Annotated in this window: 12 protein-coding genes and 2 pseudogenes; 2 read left to right on the top strand and 12 right to left on the bottom strand. The window is 53.8% G+C overall.

The window, feature by feature from the left end; all coding sequences use genetic code 11:
- Positions 1-43: 43 nt before the first annotated feature.
- The gene (gene yegS, locus N7E69_RS00110; RefSeq protein WP_001273389.1) at positions 44-943 is read right to left on the bottom strand and encodes a lipid kinase YegS; all 900 of its coding nucleotides are present in this window, start codon (positions 941-943) and stop codon (positions 44-46) included.
- Between the two features lie 561 nt (positions 944-1,504).
- Between yegS and steD the strand changes: the two genes are divergently transcribed.
- Both steD and N7E69_RS00100 read left to right on the top strand, forming a co-directional pair.
- On the top strand, positions 1,505-1,840 hold the full coding sequence (gene steD, locus N7E69_RS00105; RefSeq protein WP_031617316.1) for a type III secretion system effector SteD: 336 nt from the start codon (positions 1,505-1,507) through the stop codon (positions 1,838-1,840).
- 121 nt (positions 1,841-1,961) lie between these two features.
- Positions 1,962-2,378, top strand: coding sequence for a CesT family type III secretion system chaperone (locus tag N7E69_RS00100; RefSeq protein WP_001540404.1), 417 nt, complete (start codon positions 1,962-1,964; stop codon positions 2,376-2,378).
- 9 nt (positions 2,379-2,387) lie between these two features.
- On the opposite strand, the pseudogene N7E69_RS00095 reads toward N7E69_RS00100, so the two are convergent.
- The 11 genes and pseudogenes from N7E69_RS00095 to mdtA form a co-directional block, all read right to left on the bottom strand.
- Positions 2,388-2,566: pseudogene (locus tag N7E69_RS00095) on the bottom strand (non-LEE encoded effector protein NleB); the annotation flags it as partial.
- A gap of 451 nt (positions 2,567-3,017) precedes the next feature.
- Entirely contained in the window at positions 3,018-4,379 is a 1,362-nt protein-coding gene (yegQ, locus tag N7E69_RS00090; RefSeq protein WP_001540403.1) for a tRNA 5-hydroxyuridine modification protein YegQ, read from the bottom strand.
- Positions 4,380-4,494: 115 nt separating this feature from the next.
- Positions 4,495-6,606 (bottom strand): DUF4034 domain-containing protein, encoded by a 2,112-nt coding sequence (locus N7E69_RS00085; protein ID WP_000434256.1) that lies wholly within the window; start codon positions 6,604-6,606, stop codon positions 4,495-4,497.
- Between the two features lie 10 nt (positions 6,607-6,616).
- The gene (locus N7E69_RS00080; protein ID WP_000498587.1) at positions 6,617-7,333 is read right to left on the bottom strand and encodes a DUF1266 domain-containing protein; all 717 of its coding nucleotides are present in this window, start codon (positions 7,331-7,333) and stop codon (positions 6,617-6,619) included.
- Positions 7,333-8,535: a hypothetical protein gene (locus N7E69_RS00075; RefSeq protein WP_000141059.1), complete on the bottom strand. Its 1,203-nt coding sequence runs from the start codon at positions 8,533-8,535 to the stop codon at positions 7,333-7,335. The genes N7E69_RS00080 and N7E69_RS00075 overlap by 1 nt, the downstream gene beginning before the upstream one ends.
- A gap of 268 nt (positions 8,536-8,803) precedes the next feature.
- Positions 8,804-9,526: a two-component system response regulator BaeR gene (gene baeR / locus N7E69_RS00070; RefSeq protein ID WP_000137854.1), complete on the bottom strand. Its 723-nt coding sequence runs from the start codon at positions 9,524-9,526 to the stop codon at positions 8,804-8,806.
- Positions 9,523-10,926, bottom strand: a complete 1,404-nt coding sequence (baeS, locus tag N7E69_RS00065; RefSeq protein WP_000870078.1) for a two-component system sensor histidine kinase BaeS — start codon at positions 10,924-10,926, stop codon at positions 9,523-9,525. The genes baeR and baeS overlap by 4 nt, the downstream gene beginning before the upstream one ends.
- Positions 10,926-12,338, bottom strand: a pseudogene (locus N7E69_RS00060) (MFS transporter). Before N7E69_RS00060 ends, baeS begins: the two are co-directional and overlap by 1 nt.
- Positions 12,335-15,415, bottom strand: coding sequence for a multidrug efflux RND transporter permease subunit MdtC (gene mdtC / locus N7E69_RS00055; RefSeq protein WP_001210077.1), 3,081 nt, complete (start codon positions 15,413-15,415; stop codon positions 12,335-12,337). The pseudogene N7E69_RS00060 and the gene mdtC overlap by 4 nt, the downstream one beginning before the upstream one ends.
- Complete coding sequence (mdtB, locus tag N7E69_RS00050; protein WP_001197783.1) at positions 15,416-18,538, bottom strand: multidrug efflux RND transporter permease subunit MdtB; 3,123 nt, start codon at positions 18,536-18,538, stop codon at positions 15,416-15,418.
- Complete coding sequence (gene mdtA / locus N7E69_RS00045) at positions 18,538-19,779, bottom strand: multidrug efflux RND transporter subunit MdtA (RefSeq protein ID WP_000678829.1); 1,242 nt, start codon at positions 19,777-19,779, stop codon at positions 18,538-18,540. The genes mdtB and mdtA overlap by 1 nt, the downstream gene beginning before the upstream one ends.
- Positions 19,780-19,900 lie beyond the last annotated feature (121 nt).

The following is a 19,900-nucleotide window of genomic DNA, read 5'->3' as shown; positions in this document are numbered from 1 at the left end:
AGAAAAGCCGGATGTGAGCGCATCCGGCCAGCGACTGGTGTTATTAACGTAGCAACGGGCAGTCTGGCGGCAGCCGACAGCGTAATGCGCCAGGCAGCACCTCAATATGAAATTCTTGCCCGCTGAGTGGTTCGCCATCCAGATTGAACGTGATTTCATGCGGTGCATGAATATCAAACCACGCTGAGGCGCCGTCAATAATATTCGGATTGTCATCTGACTGCGTGAGTGTGGAAAACAGCGCCGGCAACAGCTCTTCGCCGGTAAAAATCCGTAGCTGTAACAGTCCGTCGTTAATCAGCGCGGTGGGACATAATTGCTGCCCGCCGCCGGCCTGACGACCGTTGCCGATGCCGATCACCAGCGCATCTCCCTGCCAGTGAAAGTTTTCGCCACGTATTTCGCAGCGGTCAGGGGTCAGCGTATCCATTCTCATCAGACCGTGGATAAGATAGGAGACGCCGCCCAATGCGGCTTTAAGTTTTTCCGGCGTTTCGGTGGTAATGCGGGTGCCAAAACCGCCCGTCGCCATATTGATAAAACAGGTTTTATCATTGACCATGGCCATATCAATTTCCATCGCGTTTCCGGCAATCGCCAGTTTCAGCGCTTTGTCCAGCGCTTCAGGAATACCGGCGCTGGTGGCAAAATCGTTGGCGGTGCCGAGCGGCAAAAGGCCCAGAGCAGGGGCTACGCCGTCGCGGATCTGGATGAGCGCGGTCGACACTTCATTAATGGTACCGTCTCCGCCGCCGGCAATCACCGTTTCAACGCCCAGTCTACGGGCTTCATCAACGTAACGCTGCGCGTCGCCTTTTTCCCAGGTTACCCGAACGTGAATCTGTATGCCTTCGTCGCGAAGTAGAGTAATGGCCTCACGTAGCGGCTGGTTATCAGCGCTTTTGCCATTGAGGATCAGTAAGCTGGCGGGAAAGTTAGCCATCCGTTATGCCTTAATAGGTTGAACAACAATCTCCAGAAAGTGTATAGCAGAAATGAAAAAGCGAGGTCAGAACAGGATGAAAATTGAAATGTTGCGCACTTATTGCTTTACCGTTTTTCTTCCTGCTGTACGCAGCGGTAAGCTAAGCATGGTTTAAGGCAAATGGCGACAAGAGAGATGCCGGTATGCGCATTGAGTAGCGCTTGTGAGAGTGCAAGGAAATCACAAGGGGTAGTCAGACGCTTTCCGATATAGCGCCTTTGATAACGAAACGAAGAATTAACAAGACGAACATACGTCAGTTATCAGTATTAATTTCAAACACCATAATATCAGATAAGAACCTGATATTTATTACCAAACATACTTTTTAATAGCATAAAATCGAAATGTTCTTTAGACTCTTTAGCAGAAACACGGCGCACTATTAGAAGCACGCTACTATATATCAAATAAAACCTATTCAGATGATGGCTTAGCGCGGTGTCCTATAGTCGTACCGTTGCCTGATGTATCGCTTTTCTCATAAACATAAACAGGCATGTGCATGAAGAGGTTTATATGAATGTCACTTCAGGCGTGAATGCGCAAACGCCATTGCTCCCTCCTTCTGAACGGGGTAATGACGAAAAACCGGTAGCTGAAATCGTTGATTTTAACGCTTACGGCAATAAACCCAGATGTTTAATGTGCCTGGGAACCACGGCATTGTTTACAGGTGTTTTCAGTGGGGTATGCTCAGGGGCTGTCGCCAGTGTCAGTAGTGGTACTGCATATACTACCGCCCTGACGGTTTTAGGCGCATCGTTTGGCATAGGGGGGATTGGTATGATGGGAATATGCGCCGGACTATACCTTAGCGCAAATGGCATCAGAACCCGGCCAGCTTGGCCATAAATGAGCAAACACAGCAAGTCATAGGGAAAAGACGAATTCCGACGATGACACGGGGTGTTAAGCGTCCAGACCAGAGGCTTATGACTTATATAGGAACGCTTTAGATAGAGTATGGGGTGTTATGTATTCAAGAGCCGATCGCTTATTAAGACAGTTTTCACTAAAATTAAATACCGATTCAATTGTCTTTGACGAAAACAGATTATGCTCATTTATTATAGATAACCGTTACCGTATCTTACTAACAAGCACTAACAGTGAGTATATAATGATATACGGTTTTTGCGGAAGACCTCCGGATAATAATAATCTTGCTTTTGAATTTCTCAATGCTAATTTATGGTTTGCAGAGAATAATGGACCACATTTGTGTTATGATAATAACTCACAATCATTATTATTGGCTCTCAACTTCTCACTAAATGAAAGTTCTGTAGAGAAACTTGAATGTGAAATTGAGGTAGTTATTAGATCAATGGAGAATCTGTATCACATTTTACAGGATAAAGGAATAACTCTGGATACCGATTATACGTGACGGTGGGAAGGGGATTTGGTGATCTGGTGGCAATAGAGGATAATCAATCCCAGCAAAACTTACATGGCCTGATGAAGGTGGACTGAGCGTAGGTGCGATGGTTTGAGTATTACTTTGACATGAAATCAAACCTCTAATCCGGGAAACATTATTTTAATCCTTGTAAAAGCGGCATTAAAACGTGCCATACCTTTACACGCTTAAATTATCAGTTTTTAACCTTAATTTAATAATCTGGAAACTTTTTGTGTAAGTTCTCACAAAGCAGTTATTGATTTAATTCACTGATGTTAAACGTAAAAGTCAGAATGCTAAGTCCTGAGTCCGACCGGATGCGGGGAGGATTGTGACTTGCTGGCTGGCAATGGATAGGGGAGGTCTCTAAACCTAAGCGCCCATTTGCGCTTTGGTTAGTGTGGTCAATTTTTGGATGTGGCGGGAAGTACCACTTTTTTATTGATTATACGCAAAAAATAAGCCTGCGTAAGGGAGATTACGCAGGCCAAGGAGGTGGTTCCTGGTACAGCTAGCATTTATGGGTTATGTTTTTCAGCGCGTTGAATAATACCCGCATTGAGCGAAGCGGTATGTGATCAATTTCTAAGAATCTTCCCGCCATGAAAAAATAACTGCAATTAACTACTTACCATGGGGGTTACGCGTTGATTCGCCTGAGAAATTACGCATCAATAGTGCGTAATCCAGCGTAACGTCCTGCGGGACGGGCATCCAGACGGTATAGCCATCGCCGGGTGCCACCGGCATAGCGTCTCCTTTGGCGTTCTCCATCTGTTCCAGGGTGAAATTGATATTTCCCTGCGGTGTCATCAGCTCCAGACTATCGCCAACGGAGAATTTATTCTTCACCGCCACGGCCGCCAGTTGGCCTTTACGCTCACCGGTGAACTCGCCGACAAATTGCTGGCGTTCGGAAACGGAGTACCCGTACTCGTAATTCTGGTAATCGTCGTGCGTATGGCGACGCAGGAAACCTTCGGTATAGCCGCGATGAGCCAGACCTTCCAGCGTTTCCAGCAGCGTAGGGTCGAAAGGTTTACCCGCGGCGGCGTCGTCGATGGCCTTACGGTAGACCTGCGCGGTACGGGCGCAGTAATAAAAGGATTTGGTGCGGCCTTCGATTTTCAGCGAGTGGACGCCCATTTTCGTCAGGCGCTCCACGTGGGCGATAGCGCGCAAATCTTTTGAGTTCATGATATAGGTGCCATGCTCGTCTTCGAACGCGGTCATGTATTCGCCCGGTCTTTGGGCCTCTTCTATCATAAACACTTTATCCGTCGGCGCGCCGATACCGAGCGTCGGCTCAACGTTCTGTACCGGAATCGGTTCATGCTTATGCACGATGTTGCCGACAACGTCTTCTTTTCCTTCCTGCACGTTATATTCCCAACGGCAGGCATTGGTGCAGGTGCCCTGATTCGGATCGCGTTTATTGATGTAGCCGGAAAGCAGGCAGCGACCGGAATAGGCCATGCATAGCGCGCCGTGGACGAAAATTTCTATTTCCATATCCGGCACCTGCTGGCGAATTTCCTCAATCTCTTCCAGTGACAGCTCGCGGGAGAGAATCACGCGGGTCAGCCCCATCTGCTGCCAGAATTTTACCGTCGCCCAGTTTACGGCGTTAGCCTGTACCGACAGGTGAATCGGCATTGCCGGGAAGTGCTCGCGTACCAGCATAATCAACCCTGGATCGGACATGATCAGCGCATCCGGGCCCATCTCGACGACGGGTTTCAGGTCACGGATAAAGGTTTTGAGCTTGGCGTTATGCGGGGCGATGTTCACCACCACGTAGAATTTTTTTCCGAGCGCGTGGGCTTCGTTGATGCCAAGCTGCAAATTTTCGTGATTGAATTCGTTATTACGCACGCGTAAAGAGTAGCGTGGTTGGCCCGCATAGACGGCATCGGCACCGTAAGCGAAAGCGTAACGCATATTTTTCAGCGTTCCCGCCGGCGAAAGAAGTTCTGGTTTAAACATCATTTTCTCGTTCTGATGACAGGTCAGATCCGCCTCACCTGATGAGGCGGCTTGAGGAGAGTCCTCACTTTAAGGGCGGGCATTGTAGCGCCGTGGGAGAGGGGAGTAAACCACCTTACACCATTGAGTTGACCTGTCCCGGCAGCTCTGAATTCGGGATGCGGACGGTATACCACGCGAAACGGAAGCGTTTCCAGAAAGAATCGAAATGCAGGTGGTCCAGGCAGTCCATAACGATTTCATTATCCGGGTAAAGCGTGAAGGCAAAATGCGCCCAGCGTGCGCTTAGCTTCATATTAAACAGCGTTCGATCGTGTTTATTACCATGCAGGCGCGATAGGGTCACCATAGCGTGTAGCGTGCCTTTGTTGGCTTCTTGTTGCACCAGTTCCAGATGCTTATGCGCCAGCGTAATATCCTTCACTTCAAAAATATTCAGCAGGAACAAGCCCCAGGCCTCTTTATGCCCGTACTGATGCGCCAGCCAGAGATTATCGAGCAGTTCTTTTTCATAAGCGGAACGTTTTTCGGTATCAGGTTCTTGTTTACTCAGACGCTGGTTGCAGATGCCAATGCTGAAATGAATATTTTGCAGGTCATTTTCATAGTCGGTATAGCCTCCGTTATCTATTAATTTGTACGGGGGGCTCTCGCGCAGCGCTAACTGCCGGTGCAAAATCTCCGCCGCGCGCTGAAAATACCCTAACGCGATGGCAGGATCGTAAGGTAGTAGGCCGTTGTTCTCTTTATTATTGTGTTCAAGGCCCAGCAGGTTTAGCGCGGCGGGTATATTTCTTTGTGCGCCCAGCTCTGCCAGCGGCACGAAATGTTCCGGGAGCCCGAACCAGTCGAAATTTTTAATCGCCGCCCGCCAGTTATGGTTATATTGAATGTCGGCGACGCTATCGAGCCAGGCGAGGCCTTGCGCCTCATCCTTTTCGAAACCCAATAACCCGGCGTACTGAAAGTAGCCACGACGGATTTTCGGCACTGCGAATTCCGTTTGCTGCGCATTCTGACAGAGAAAATTATACATCCACCAGGTGTCAGGAAAATCGCGCAGGGCGAACTTTATCGTGTCATCAAAGAAGTAATTGTTGAACTTAACTTTTTCCACGATCGAACGCTGAAGGGTTCGCCAGAGCGCGTCATTATCGTCCAGAGCGCTATAGCAGACCCGCAGCCACTTCAGCGTGTTATGGCGAGATTCCTGGATATGCGCTCGCAGGCTAATCTCTTCGGCTTTGGCGATAATGCGTTCCTGTTCTGCCGGGGAGTCAACCTCTTTGATGCGCAGATCGCGGTGATCGTCCCACCAGATCAATAGCTCCAGATGTTCACGTTCTGCGGCAGAAAGGTGATCGCATACGCTTGATTCCAGAAATTCGCGGATTTCCTCGTGAGACCCTCCCCAGCGCGGCATACGAAACGGGATATATTCATCCAGCACGTAAAATGCCGTCGGGAAAATAGCCAGGCAGACGGTGAGCCAGTATTTTTGCCCGGCATCGTCATTGCACTCCGGCAGCACGGACGGGCGCGGCAAATTTGGGCAAACCGCGTCGGCAAACGACAGCCCGGAATGGGCCATCAGCGCGTCCACCTCCTGCGGTGAATGGCGATGATATTCAGCCAGATCCTCCATTAATGGCTGCCCGGCAACATCCGCGCCCTCGAGGAACTCAACCAGCCAGTCGGGCTGGCCGAAGACTTTTGAGTTGGTGCTGGTCAGGGCCGCCGCCATCCACTGGCGCGGTTCACAGTCGATAGCATTGAGCACGGCGATGACCATCCGTTCGTTGCAGGCGGCGGCGCAGATCCACATCGCTCGGGTGGTTTCTCTCGCCCAGCCATAGCTGCGATACAGCCACGCACGGTGATTCCAGTATTGCGCCTCGGCAAGCCAGGCGTGAGTGGAGCGGGGGCGGGCGCGCTGCCAGTTTTTGATCAGCGCTAATCCTTGCGGCCCAGCCTCAACCAGCGTGTCCATATCGTAAAAAGGGTTGTCCATTTGATTCCAGGCGAAGAAATAGCGCTTTTCCGCTTCGCGGCTGGTAAAGCTCTCCGTCAGCGTCTGGTTGTAGCGTTCGTCCAGTTCGTCATAGCGTTCTTCGCGCAGCAGGCCGGAAATATCGGCGATATGCCACTCTCGTTGCCCGTCATTGAGGGGATTTTTGTGGTTGCACATCTCAAACATAGCGTTGAGCAGACGATCATCCTGTTCCATAAATAGTCCTTTAAATCGGCTCGAAAATTTTGAATTCATTCCACGGCAGTTGTCGCCAGCGGCTGACAGGGTCTTGCAGATAATGGGTGGCTTCCTGTAAATCCCGTCCGGCAAGCGCTGTTGGCGTGTCACGTAGCGTGAGCCATACCCGGCGAGCGCGAACGTAGGCGGTGGCGTAATCCTCCCAGGAATCAAAACAGTCCTGAGCGCGCTGGGCGTTGAGCAATAGCACCAGCCAGGCCTCGTTTTCGTTACACCAGCCGAGCCCGGCGATACAGCGGGTCAGAAAGGCGGTGCGCATACAGTCGAAGGCCAGCGCGTCGCGGACCTGGCCCTGGGCCGCCAGATGATGATAAAACGTGCGCGGCGAGCTGCCGATGCCCGCAGGCCAGCGGCGTAAGATATCCTCAACCTTGTGGCGTAACGCCGCGCCGTCGAGGTTTTCGCTCAAGCCCAGCTCTTTTTTTACCTGCTGCGCCAGATAGCGGCGTTTGTCATCGTCAAGTTTAAATACCAGCTCAACGCCTTTGATCGGTAGCCCGTTGCGCCGGGCGAGGATATCAGCTAGCGCCAGCGCCCATTGCCGCCGTCGGGTATCGCGACGCAGGTCTTTCAGGCGATCTTTTTCTTTCTCCTCGGCGATACGGGCCGCAATCAGCGGTTTGTTTTTTTTGTAGTTGCGCCAGCTAAAAAATAGGGCGGCAATAATAAGAACAATCCAGAACATTATTGCACCTCCTTGATGACAGGGAGGTAACGCGTGGTTTGTAGCGTCAGGCTTTCAATTTCGAAAGGTTCGCTACTGGTGTTTTTCCCGGCAAGCGTAGGATGCCATTCATGCTGCGGAAACAGCATTTCCGCAGCCGTCGCCACGTTAGGATCAACAACCTGAAGGTAGCGCAGTGCCTCCGGGGCGCTGTGCAGCAGCAGCCACTGTAAAGCCACCGGAGGCGTAGGGAAGTGCTCCATTAAATGAAAATTGTCATGCAGCACATTGAGCAGAAAATTGAGGTCATGAATATGAGTAATAAATTTCCAACCTGAATATTCCGGCGTCGATTCATAAACTATTCCCATCCCTTCGCAATCAGCGTGGCGCTCAGGAAGTGGTTGCAGATGGCGTAACAGAGATAAAACATCGTTAGCATATTTCTTAATAGGATGGCGATTTTGCTTACCTTTAATCTGATCAATGCTCAGGCCGTTATTACCAACCACCAGGCTTATTGTGACGTGGGGAATATTATTGCCGTCGCGCAGGCTGAACAGGCGAAGTTTTTGTTGTTCCATTTGCCGGGCGTAGTAATCGCCGTAGCCGCCGGAAAGCGCGCCTTTATTATCAAAATCTCCGACGCAGTGTTGCATATGCCAGGATTCATACGCCATCTCACTGCGCAGGCCGGGATTTGTTGCATCAAGTTCAACCAGCACACCGTTATTCACCGTCATCACCGGTTTTAGCGCCTCGCTGTTGGAGGGATACCAACCTTGTTCACGCAGGCGCTGCATTTTTTGATGCTCCGCTTCGCGCATTGCCAGCACGGTAAAGCAGTTGATGCGCTGCAGTTTAGTTTCCAGCCGCGTTCCTTCCTGACGCGAAAGAAATTCCACTAAATCTCTTTCCATTGCCACAAGTTGCGGGTGCTGAACGTTAAGGTAGTAAAAGCGCTCATCGCCACCCAGCTTTGGCGCCAGCCTGGCGGGGATTTCTGCATCAGCGCTAAAATAAACGGCATAATCGGCGACGGAACGCACAGGATAAACATGAGGAAAGTCACCGATGATCCAACGATAAAAATGGTTGCTTAACCAGCGCTGGATATTTTCGCTGTCGCCGCGTTGTTGGCTCCGGGAAAAAATAGACGATTTTACATTTGGCGCATTTATTATATTGCGTGGTTTATAGCGGTGAGATGACGTTTCTGTCATAAAAATCCATGTATAATTAAGCTGGTATTATGTTTATGTATTTTTAGATTTACTTAATGAATTAATGCGCAATAAGTTTAAAAAACTACTCATAGTATATCGGTAAACTAAAAAGAGCGGCCAAATAATTTATTGTCCCCGACCGCGTTCGTCGTGGTTTTCGGGATACCGCTCGGCCAAAGGAAAGAGGACTGTGTGTTAATTCCGCCAGAATAGCGTTGGCGGAAAATATCGTCTTACGACCTTGTTATTGTTATGCCAATAATCATTATACCAGGCGACACGCATCCGCTTCCCAGCGATATCCCACCCCGTAGACCGCGCGTATAAATGACTGTTCGGCATCCAGCGATTCCAGTTTACGGCGCAAGTTTTTAATGTGGCTGTCGATAGTACGATCGGTCACCACACGGTAGTCGTCGTAGAGGTGGTTTAACAACTGCTCGCGGGAAAAAACTTTACCCGGTTCAAGCGATAAGGTTTTTAGCAGGCGGAATTCAGCGGGGGTTAAATCCAGCGCTTTACCACACCAGGAGGCCTGAAAGCGGCTTTCATCAATCATTAACGGGCTTTCGGCATCCTGCTGCTGGAGTTCGCGCTGCGGTTTACAGCGGCGCAAAATGGTTTTCACGCGGGCCACGACTTCGCGCGGGCTGTAAGGCTTACAGATATAATCATCGGCGCCGATTTCCAGCCCCAGCAGCCGGTCGATCTCTTCAATTTTGGCTGTGACCATCACAATGGGGATGTCGGAAAAACGGCGAATCTCCCGGCATAGCGTCAGACCATCGGTACCCGGCAGCATCAGATCCAGCAGAATCAGATCCGGCGGCGTTTGACGCACATACGGCAGTACCTTGTCGCCGTGATTGATGAGCGTGGGGGCGTAACTCGCCGCGCGTAAGTAGTCAATAAGCAGCTGACCCAGCTTGGGTTCATCTTCAACAATCAAAATGCGCGGCGTGTTTTCATCAATGGGTAATTCAGTCATACTTCTCTCTGTAAATCGCGATCCAGCGGTAACTCTACTGTAATGCTAACCCCGCCAAAAGGCGAATGAGCGGCGTGAAGATGACCGTTATGCGCGTGTACAATATTGACGCATATTGCCAGCCCCAGTCCAGAACCGCCGCTGGCGCGGTTACGGGACACTTCCGTGCGGTAAAAACGGTCAAAAAGCTTTTGTAACTGTTCATCGCTGACGCCCGGTGCAGAATCGGCAAAGGTCAGGAATAATGATTTGTCGCGTTGTTCGGCGGAAATATGCAGGCCGCCGCCGCTGTCGGTGTAGCGCAAACTGTTTTCCAGCAGATTATTAAACAGTTGCATCAGGCGATCCGGGTCGCCGAAGACGGTCATGCTATCCGGCAACGCGTAATGTAGCGTTAGCCCCCGACTGGTAAAGCGCTCTCTGAACGCGCCGCCAGCGACTTCCAACAGGGGAACAAGATCGACGGTCGTTTTTTGGTAAGCCAGCGTGCCTTCGTCAGACAACGACAGCTGATGCAGGTCGTCAACCAGTTTGGTAAGCGTACCGACTTCCGCCTGTAGCGAGGTAACCGATTCTGGCGTGAACTGGCGAACGCCATCCTGAATGGCTTCCAGTTCGCCGCGCAATACCGCCAGCGGCGTGCGCAGTTCGTGGGAAATATCCGCCATAAAGTCGCGGCGCATCTGCTGGTTTTTTTCCAGCGTGCTGGCAAGCTGGTTAAAGTCCTGCGCCAGTTTTCCCAGCTCATCGGCGCTGGTTGGGGTCACGCGCGTGGTAAAATCCCCCGCCGCCAGCCTGTGCGTACCCTCGACCAACCGTTTGACCGGGGCGAGCAGGCCACGCGCCAGCAAAAATGTCGCCAGCGCGGCCAGCAACGTTGATAACGCCACGATCATCCAGCTGGCGCGCCGCTGCTGCATATCAAAATTAATATCCGTATTGCGCGTCAGCCGCTCGACAGGAGAGGCGATAACCGCGCCGACTTCGGCGCCATTGACCAGAATGGGCCGACGAGTACCGTCATGCGGCACCGGACCGCGTGGGCCGACCAGCACCCGGCCATTTTGATCGACGACCCAGAATTGGGTGCGCCAACCGTGCGGCGGCATACCGGGGCCGGGTTTATCGCGGTCGTTGTCATGCTCAAATGAACGCAAAATCTGGAAAACGAAGCGATCGTTGTTGCGTAAAAAACGCCAGTTGCCGTGTTGCTGGTACTGGTCGCCCAGCGCATCGCCCAGCATTTGTAGCCGCTGCTCGTTGCCGTGTTTGATATAGTCAATAAATCCGCGTTCAAAACTGACGCGCACGGCCCAATGCATACTGATCAGCAGCACGATGCAGGTGGCGAAGATCGCCAGAAACAGCTTGCCGGTGATTCCGGGCCGCCAGACTTTCATTACAGGCTCCTTTTACGCCGTGAAATGACCATGTTTTGCTGTGTATCGTTCGGCACGCGGGCAAAAATTATCGCCGGTAGCGCGATAATAACCGCCATACATAACCAGGTGTACATAAAGACGTGATGTGTGGCGCTACTGTCTATCCCGATATGCTGTTGGCCAAACATACCCAGCAGCATTCCGGCAATAGTGACGCCGATACTCATCGAGAGCTGCATAATCATCGATAATAAGCTATTGCCGCTGCTGGCCAGCGTATCGGGAAGGTCTTTTAGCGTTAAGGTATTCATGGAAGAAAAGCGCGCCGAGTTCACCATTCCCTGCAAAAGCAGTACCAGCGGCAGGAGATAATACCAGCCGAGCAGCGCGACCGACATAAACAACAGGCTAACCAATGCCAGTCCGAGCGTAGTCGCCACCAGAACCCGACGATAGCCAAAACGGTTAACTATCTGCACCACAATCCGCTTCATTCCCATGCTGCCCAGCACCATGGGGATCATCATCAAACCGGCATGAAACGGTGAAAAACCAAGACCAATTTGCAAAAAGACCGGCGTCATAAACGGCAGCATACCGCTGCCGATACGCCCGGCAAAACTGCCCAGCAACCCCAGTGAAAACGTGGGCGTGCGGAACAATCGCAGGCTGAATAACGCGCCTGAGTTTTTTTTGGCATGGAAGAGATAGAGCAGAATGGCTGCCGCGCCGCCCGCAGCAAGTCCGGCTAATGTCCAGGGCGAAATCCCCATGCTTTTACTACCGTCCAGCGCCAGCGTGAGTACCGCCATGCCGATAGCTAACAGCAGGAACCCCGGCAGATCAAAGCGCCGGGTCTCTATGGTGTAGTTTGGCATCAGCATAAAGGTCGCCATAGCGCCGACAATTCCCACCGGGATATTGATCAGAAATATCCAGTGCCATGAAGCATATTCCACCAGCACCCCGCCCAGCGCGGGGCCGAGTAACGGCCCGATCTATCCCGGTAGGGTGACGAAGGTCATCGCCGCCATATATTGCGTGCGCGGCACGATTTTCATGACTGTCAGGCGTCCGACTGGCACCATCATCGCGCCGCCTACGCCTTGTAAAACCCGCGCTAATACCAGTTGATTAAGCGTGCCGGAGAGGGCGCAAAACAGCGAACCCAACGTGAACAGCACAATGGCGGCAAAGAAAATATTACGCACGCCGATTTTATCTGCCAGCCAGCCGCTGGCGGGGAGCATCACGGCGACGGTGAGAACATATGACACCACTACCATGTGCATATGCAGCGGGCTTTCCCCCAGGCTTTTCGCCATGGAGGGCAGCGCAGTGTTGACGATGGTGGTATCCAGTGACTGCATAAAAAAGCCGAATGCCACAATCCAGAGTTGCCAGCGGGTGTTGTCAGGAAGTTCTGTCATATCTCTACTACCGGTTTGCTATTTTTACGCGAAAAACGCAGCCGCAGACGATCGAAAAAGAGGTACACCACCGGCGTGGTATAGAGCGTCAGGAGCTGGCTCATGACCAAACCGCCGACAATGGTTATCCCCAGCGGCTGCCGTAATTCCGAACCGTCTCCGCCAGATAACACCAATGGCAGTGCGCCGAACAGCGCCGCCAGCGTGGTCATCATTATTGGACGGAAGCGTAACAAGCAGGCCTGGAAAATGGCTTGTTCCGGCGTCAGGCCGCCGCTTCGTTGCGCTTCAAGCGCAAAATCGACCATCATAATGGCGTTTTTCTTCACAATGCCAATTAATAGCATGATCCCTATCAGGGCGATTAGGCTGAAAGGGGCATTGAAGAGTTCCAGCGCCAGAAGCGCCCCAACGCCCGCCGATGGTAGAGTAGAGAGAATGGTCAGTGGATGGACGTAGCTTTCGTACAGTATCCCCAGCACAATGTAGACGGTAGCGATCGCCGCCACTATCAAAATAAGCTGTGAATTCATGGTCTGCTGGAAGACTTGCGCCGTTCCGGAAAAACTGCCGCGTACCGTCGAGGGGACGCCAAGCTGCGTCATGGTGCGATTAATGGCCTCTGTCGCCTGCGATAACGATGTGCCGGTCGGCAGGTTAAAGGCAATCGTGGACGCCGCGGAAAGTCCCTGATGGTTCACCGACAGCGGCGCATTGGCGGGCCGCCATTGGGCGAAATAAGAGAGGGGAATCGCTTTTCCGTCACGGTTGATAACGAACATTTTCTCCAGCGCGCTGATATCCTGGCTATAGCGCGGATCGACTTCCATCACCACTTTATACTGGTTCATCGGCTGATAAATGGTGGAAATTTGCCGCTGGCCGAAAGCATTATTTAACAGACTGTTTGCGGCCTGAACATCAATACCCAGCCGTGACATGGTGTCGCGGTCGTAGATAAGGTTCATCTCCGCGCCGTTATCCTGCTGGTCGGAGTTTACGTCCGCCAGTTGCGGCAGGGCCGAGAGCGCTTTGCGTATTTTCGGCTCCCATTCGCGCAGCGCCGCCAGAGAGTCAGACAGCAACGTATATTGGTAACTGGCGTTAGCCTGCCGCCCGCCGACGCGAATATCCTGTACCGCCATCAGAAACAGCCTGGCGCCAGGTTCTTTTGCCAGTTTGACCCGCAGTCGATCAATGATTTGCTGCGCCGTCTCTTTGCGTTCGCCGCGCGGCTTCAGCGTAATAAACATCATGCCGCTATTCACCCTCGATCCGCCGGTAAAACCAGTGACATTATTCACCGCCGGATCGTCGCGAATAATTTTCATAAAATCCTGCAGCTTGCCGCGCATGGCCTGGAAAGAGATGCTTTGGTCAGCCTGAATACCGCCCATCAACACGCCGGTGTCCTGCTCCGGAAAGAATGTTTTAGGGATGGCGATATAAAGCCAGATGTTCAGCGCAACGGTGCCAAGAAAAACCACACCGACAAGACGCGTATGGTTAAGCACCCATTTTAATGACGTGCCGTAACCCTGTTGCAAGGCGACCAGCAGACGGCCAACGCCCCGTTTACGCGGTTGGGTGCGCGGTTTGCTTGATTTAAGCATCCAGCCGCACATCATCGGCGTCAGTGTGAGCGAGACCACCAGCGAAATGCCAATCGCCACCGAGAGGGTAACGGCGAATTCCCGTAATAATCGTCCTGGCAGGCCGCCCATTAACAGCAGCGGCAGAAATACCGCCACCAGCGACAGACTCATGGAGATGACCGTAAACCCAACTTCTCGCGTACCCTGTAATGCCGCCTGCAAAGGTTTCATTCCCGCCTCCAGATGGCGGGCGATATTTTCCAGCACCACAATGGCATCATCAACGACAAATCCGGTCGCGATAGTCAGCGCCATCAGCGACAGATTGTTGAGGCTGAAGCCGCACAGATACATGGCGGCGAAGGTGCCGATGAGCGAAACGGGAACGGCGACGGCGGGAATTAGCGTGGCGCGCCCGGAGCGCAGGAATAAAAACACCACCAGGATCACCAGCGCAACAGAGATAGCCAGCGTCTCTTCTACCTCTTGCAGCGATGCGCGAATCGTCGGCGAACGATCCTGGGCGATTTGTAAATCGATAGCGGCGGGGATCATTGCCCGCAGTTCCGGCAGTTTTGCCCGGATGCCGTCGACCGTCTGAATAATGTTGGCCTCCGGCAGCTTGCGGATCATCAACAAAATAGCGGGTTTAGCGTTCGTCATCCCGGCGTTACGGACATCCTGCACCGAGTCGGTGACGCTGGCGACGTCGCCCAGGCGTACCGCCGCGCCGTTGTTATAGTGAATAATCAGCGGCTGGTATTCGGCAGCGGTTTTCAGTTCGTCGTTGGTCTGGATTTGCCAGCGGTGGACGCTATCTTCAATTGCGCCTTGCGGTCGGCGTACGTTGGCGCTGTCGATCGCTTCGCGGACCTCATCCAGCGAGACGCCCTGGTTAAAGAGCGCCTGCGGGTTTAAGCCTACACGTACTGCGGGCAGGGAGCTGCCGCCGACGTCAACATCGCCGACGCCGTCAATTTGCGCGATGGTTTGCGCCAGTTGGGTAGAGGCGAAATCATACAGTTTGCCCTGTGACCAGCTCTCCGAGGTGAGCGTTAAAATCATAATCGGCGCGTCGGATGGGTTGGCCTTGCGATAAGTCGGGCGGCTGGGCATTCCGCCTGGCAACAAGCTTTGCGCGGCGTTGATGGCGGCCTGCACGTCGCGCGCCGCGCCGTTGATATCACGATCGAAATTAAATTCGAGAATAATGCGCGTACTGCCGAGCGAGCTGCTGGAGGTCATTTCATTGACGCCTGCAATGCGTCCCAAAGAACGTTCCAACGGCGTCGCCACCGACGAAGCCATGGTTTCCGGCGAGGCGCCCGGCAGCGAGGCGCTAACCATAATCACCGGGAAATCGACCTGCGGTAGCGGGGCGACCGGCAGCAGACGAAAGCCCAGAATGCCGCACAGCGTAATGGCGGCGGCAATCAAAATGGTGGCGACCGGGCGGTAGATGAAAAGGGCGAAAAAGCGCATCTACGCCTCCTCTTTATGGCGCGGAAAGCGACTTTTCACGTACAGCGACAGGCGGTCAAACAGGAGATAAATCACCGGAGTGGTAAACAGAGTTAATACCTGGCTGACCAGTAGGCCGCCCACCATCGCGATCCCCAACGGGCGACGTAATTCCGCGCCAACGCCGGTACTCAACATTAATGGCAATGCCCCGAGCAACGCCGCCAGCGTGGTCATCAGTATCGGTCGAAAACGCAGCAGACAGGCCTGGAAGATAGCGTCGCGCGGACTCATCCCCTGTTCGCGTTCAGCGGCGAGGGCGAAGTCAATCATCATGATGGCGTTTTTCTTCACGATGCCGATCAGCAAAATAATGCCGATAATGGCGATAATATCGAGCTCGCTACCAGCGATGATCAGCGCCAGCAGCGCGCCGACGCCCGCCGTCGGCAGCGTTGAGAGAATCGTGATCGGATGGATAAAACTCTCATACAGCACGCCGAGCACGATATACATCGCCACCACGGCGGCGACAATAAGCCAGACGGTGCTGCCTAGCGCCGCCTGGAAGGCGAGCGTACTACCCTGAAACTGCGTTGTAATATCTGCTGGCAGGGCGAGCGTTTTTTCCGTATCGAGAATCGCCTGCACCGCATCGCCGAGCGAATAGCCCTCCGGCACGTTAAACGAAAATGTCGTAACCGGGAACTGATCTAAATGATTGATGGAGAGCGGAGCGAAGCGCTGCTCAATGCGGGCAATCGCGCTGAGCGGTACGGTGCCGCCGTCGCGGCTCGTCAGGCGAATCGTCTCCAGCGCCGCCAGGCCCGGCGTGCTGGCGGTATTATGTTCCAGCACGACGCGGTACTGGTTCGCCTGGGTATAAATCGTTGAAATCAGGCGTTGTCCGAACGCGTTGTAGAGCGCGTTATCCACATCCGCCATGCTGATACCCAGACGGCTGGCGCTGTCGCGGTCGACATTCACCCAGGCCGCTAATCCTCGATCTTGCCAGTCACTGCTTACCTCAGAGAGCTGTGGTAACGACTGTAGCGCGTTCTGCAGTTTTGGCACCCAGTGGCTGAGCGCATCGAGCGTCGTGGCCTGCAGGGTAAACTGATACTGCGTGCGGCTGACCTGCGTGTCGATGGTTAAATCCTGCGTCGGCTGGAGATACAGCGCCACGCCGGGAATCGTCGCCACGGCGGTTTGCAGCCGGGAGATCACCTGCTGCACGCGGTCATCACGCGCATCCAGCGGCTTGAGGTTAATTTGCAGGCGCGCGCTATTGAGCGTGGGGTTAGCGCCGTCTACGCCAACAAAAGTCGTCAGGCTTTGCACCGCCGGGTCCTGTAATATCCGCTCCGCCACCTGGCGTTGACGTTGCGCCATACTGGCATACGATGACGATTGCGGCGCCTGCAGCGTCCCCTGGATAATGCCGTTATCCTGTACCGGAAAGAACCCTTTCGGAATGACTATCCACAGCATAACGCTGAGCAGGAGCGTGGCGAATGCCACGCTCAATGTAAGCCACGGATGGTTGAGCACTTTCGCTAATCCGCGTCCGTAGCTGGCGATCACGCGGTCAAACATCCGCTCGCAGGCGCGGGAAAAGCGGTTTTGTTTACGCAGAGACTGCTGGCTGAGCATACGCGCGCACATCATGGGCGTGAGCGTCAAAGAGACGACGGCGGAGATTAAAATCGCTACCGCCAACGTCACCGCAAATTCGCGGAACAGTCGACCAACAATATCGCCCATAAAGAGCAACGGGATCAGCACCGCAATCAGTGAAAAGGTGAGGGAAATAATGGTAAAGCCGATTTCGCCCGCGCCTTTGAGCGCCGCCGCCAGCGGTTTTTCTCCTTTTTCGATGTAGCGCGAGATGTTCTCGATCACCACAATCGCATCGTCCACCACGAAACCCGTGGCGATAGTGAGCGCCATCAGCGTCAGGTTATTAATGGAAAAATCCAAAAACACCATCACCGCAAAGGTGCCGATAAGCGACAGCGGTACGGCGACGCCGGGAATAATTGTGGCGGGAATATTACGTAAAAACAGATAGATAATCATGACGACCAGCGCGATCGCCAGCATCAGTTCAAACTGGGTATCGCGCACGGAAGCGCGAATATTGGTGGTGCGATCGGACAGGACCGTGACCTTCACCGATTTCGGCAGGCTTTCGGTAAGCTGGGGCAGCATCTGGCGAATGCTGTCCGCTGTCGCAATGATATTGGCGCCGGGCTGGCGTTGAACGTTCATCACGATAGCCGGCGCTTGATTCGCCCATGCGCCGAGCCAGCTATTTTCCGCCCCCTGTTCGACGGTGGCGACATCGCCCAACCGTACCGGCGCGCCGTTTTGATACGCGATGATAAGCTTGCGGTATTCGTCGGCAGACTGCATCTGATCGTTAGCAGAAAGCGTCACCGCCCGCTCGGGGCCATCCAGACTGCCTTTCGCCGAGTTGACGTTGGCGCCGGTAATTGCGGTACGGACCGTTTCGCTGGTCAGACCGAGCGCGGCGATAGCCTGAGCATTCAGTTTTACGCGTACTGCAGGGCGCTGCCCGCCGGCAAGCGTCACCAGTCCGACGCCGGAGACCTGCGAGATCTTCTGCGCCACGCGGGTTTCTACCATGTCCTCTACCTGAGTCATTGGCATCGCGTTTGAGGTGACGGCAAGCGTCATAATCGGCGGGTCCGCCGGATTGACTTTGCTATAAATCGGCGGATTCGGCAGGTCGGAAGGCAATAAATTGGTGGCTGCGTTAATCGCCGCCTGTACTTCCTGCTCGGCAACGTCCAGCGGCAGCGTCAACTGAAACTGTAGCGTTACCACCGACGCGCCGCCGGAGCTTTGCGACGACATCTGCTTCAGTCCTGACATCTGGCCGAACTGGCGCTCAAGCGGCGCGGTGACGGCGGAGGTCATGACATCCGGGCTGGCGCCAGGGTAGAGCGTAACAACCTGAATAGTGGGGTAGTCGACCTCCGGCAAAGCGGCGACGGGCAGGAAGCGATAGCCGATAATCCCGGCGAGTAAAATCGCCGCCATCAGCAGAGTGGTGGCCACGGGGCGCAGAATAAACAGACGCGAGGGGCCGCCCGTGCTGCCCGGAGGTAATACCTGCATCAGGCGCGCGCTCCTTTTTGACCTTCATGGCGGGAAGGGGATTTTTCATCCGCCACGGTGGTTTGCGGCTCAACGACCTCGACTTTTGCGCCTTCCGTCAGCCGATCAATACCATCGGTAACGACGCGATCGCCTGCCGACAAGCCAGCGCTGATCACCACGTTTCGGTTATCCTGAATACCGATTTTTACCCGCTTCTTGCTGACGTTATTTTCGTCGTTCAGCACCCACACAAAGTGGCCCTCATTGCCCATTTGCACCGCCGCGGCAGGCACCACAACGGCATTTTGTTCGGTATCGACCAGCATCCGGGCGTTCACAAATTGATTGGGGAACAGCGTATCGTCCTGATTGGTAAAGCGCGCTTTAATTTTGATCGTTCCCGTTGTGGGATCAATCTGGTTGTCCAGACTGAGCAACACACCTTCGCTCAATTTGTGCGAGTTAGTCCGATCCCAGGCTTCTACGACCAGCGTTTTCCCCGCTTTCTGCGCCTGAACCACGGTCGCGATATCGCTTTCCGGCAGAGTAAAAATGAGATCAATCGGGTGCGTTTGCGTAATGACGACAATACCTGCGGTATCGCTGCTGGAAATCTGGTTGCCGACATCCACCTGTTTCAGACCCACGCGTCCCGAGACCGGGGCCGTGATACGACTCCAGTCGAGCTGTAACTGCGCGCTGGCGACATTGGCTTCATCCGCTTTAATGGTTCCCTGGGTTTCGTTGACCAGCGCCTGTTGCGCATCCAGTTCCTGACGGGAAACCAGATTGGTTTTTGCCAGTTGCTGATAGCGCGCCAGATCACGACGCGCATTCGCCAGCGTAGCGTTATCTTTCGCCAACTGTCCCTGAGCCTGCGCCAGGGCGACCTTAAACTGGCTGGGATCGATTTGCGCCAGCAGATCGCCTGCGTTGACCTGCTGACCTTCCTGAAAGTGCAGGGAGATGAGTTGACCATCCACGCGGCTACGCACCGTAACGGTATTCGCGGCGGTCACGGTACCCAGCCCGCTCAGATAGCGCGGTACGGCCTGCGTGGTCGCGGTCGCGGCCTGTACCGGCGCCAGAGGGCCGTCGCGCATACCGCGGCGACCTGCGGCGGCGGTATGCGGCGCTTGCGCGGCGACGCCCGGCGCGGCGGTCGGGCTTCCGCTACGGCTATGCCAGAACCAGAATGCGGCGGCGGCCACTACAACCCCAATCGCTATTGCCCAGCGGAAAGTATTACTGCCTTTCATCGGTATAAGTTTCTCATCCTGAAACGTTTTGCGGAATGTTGCTTCCTCTATTGTAGTCAGCAGGGAAGGGAGAAAAATGGAGGAATTATGGAACACGGTCGGGATTATTCTGAATGGCGAC

Origin of the sequence: Salmonella sp. 3C, assembly GCF_025426275.1 — a bacterium.
Classification (GTDB): Bacteria; Pseudomonadota; Gammaproteobacteria; order Enterobacterales; family Enterobacteriaceae; genus Salmonella; species Salmonella enterica.
This window is presented reverse-complemented; position numbering and strand designations above follow the sequence as displayed.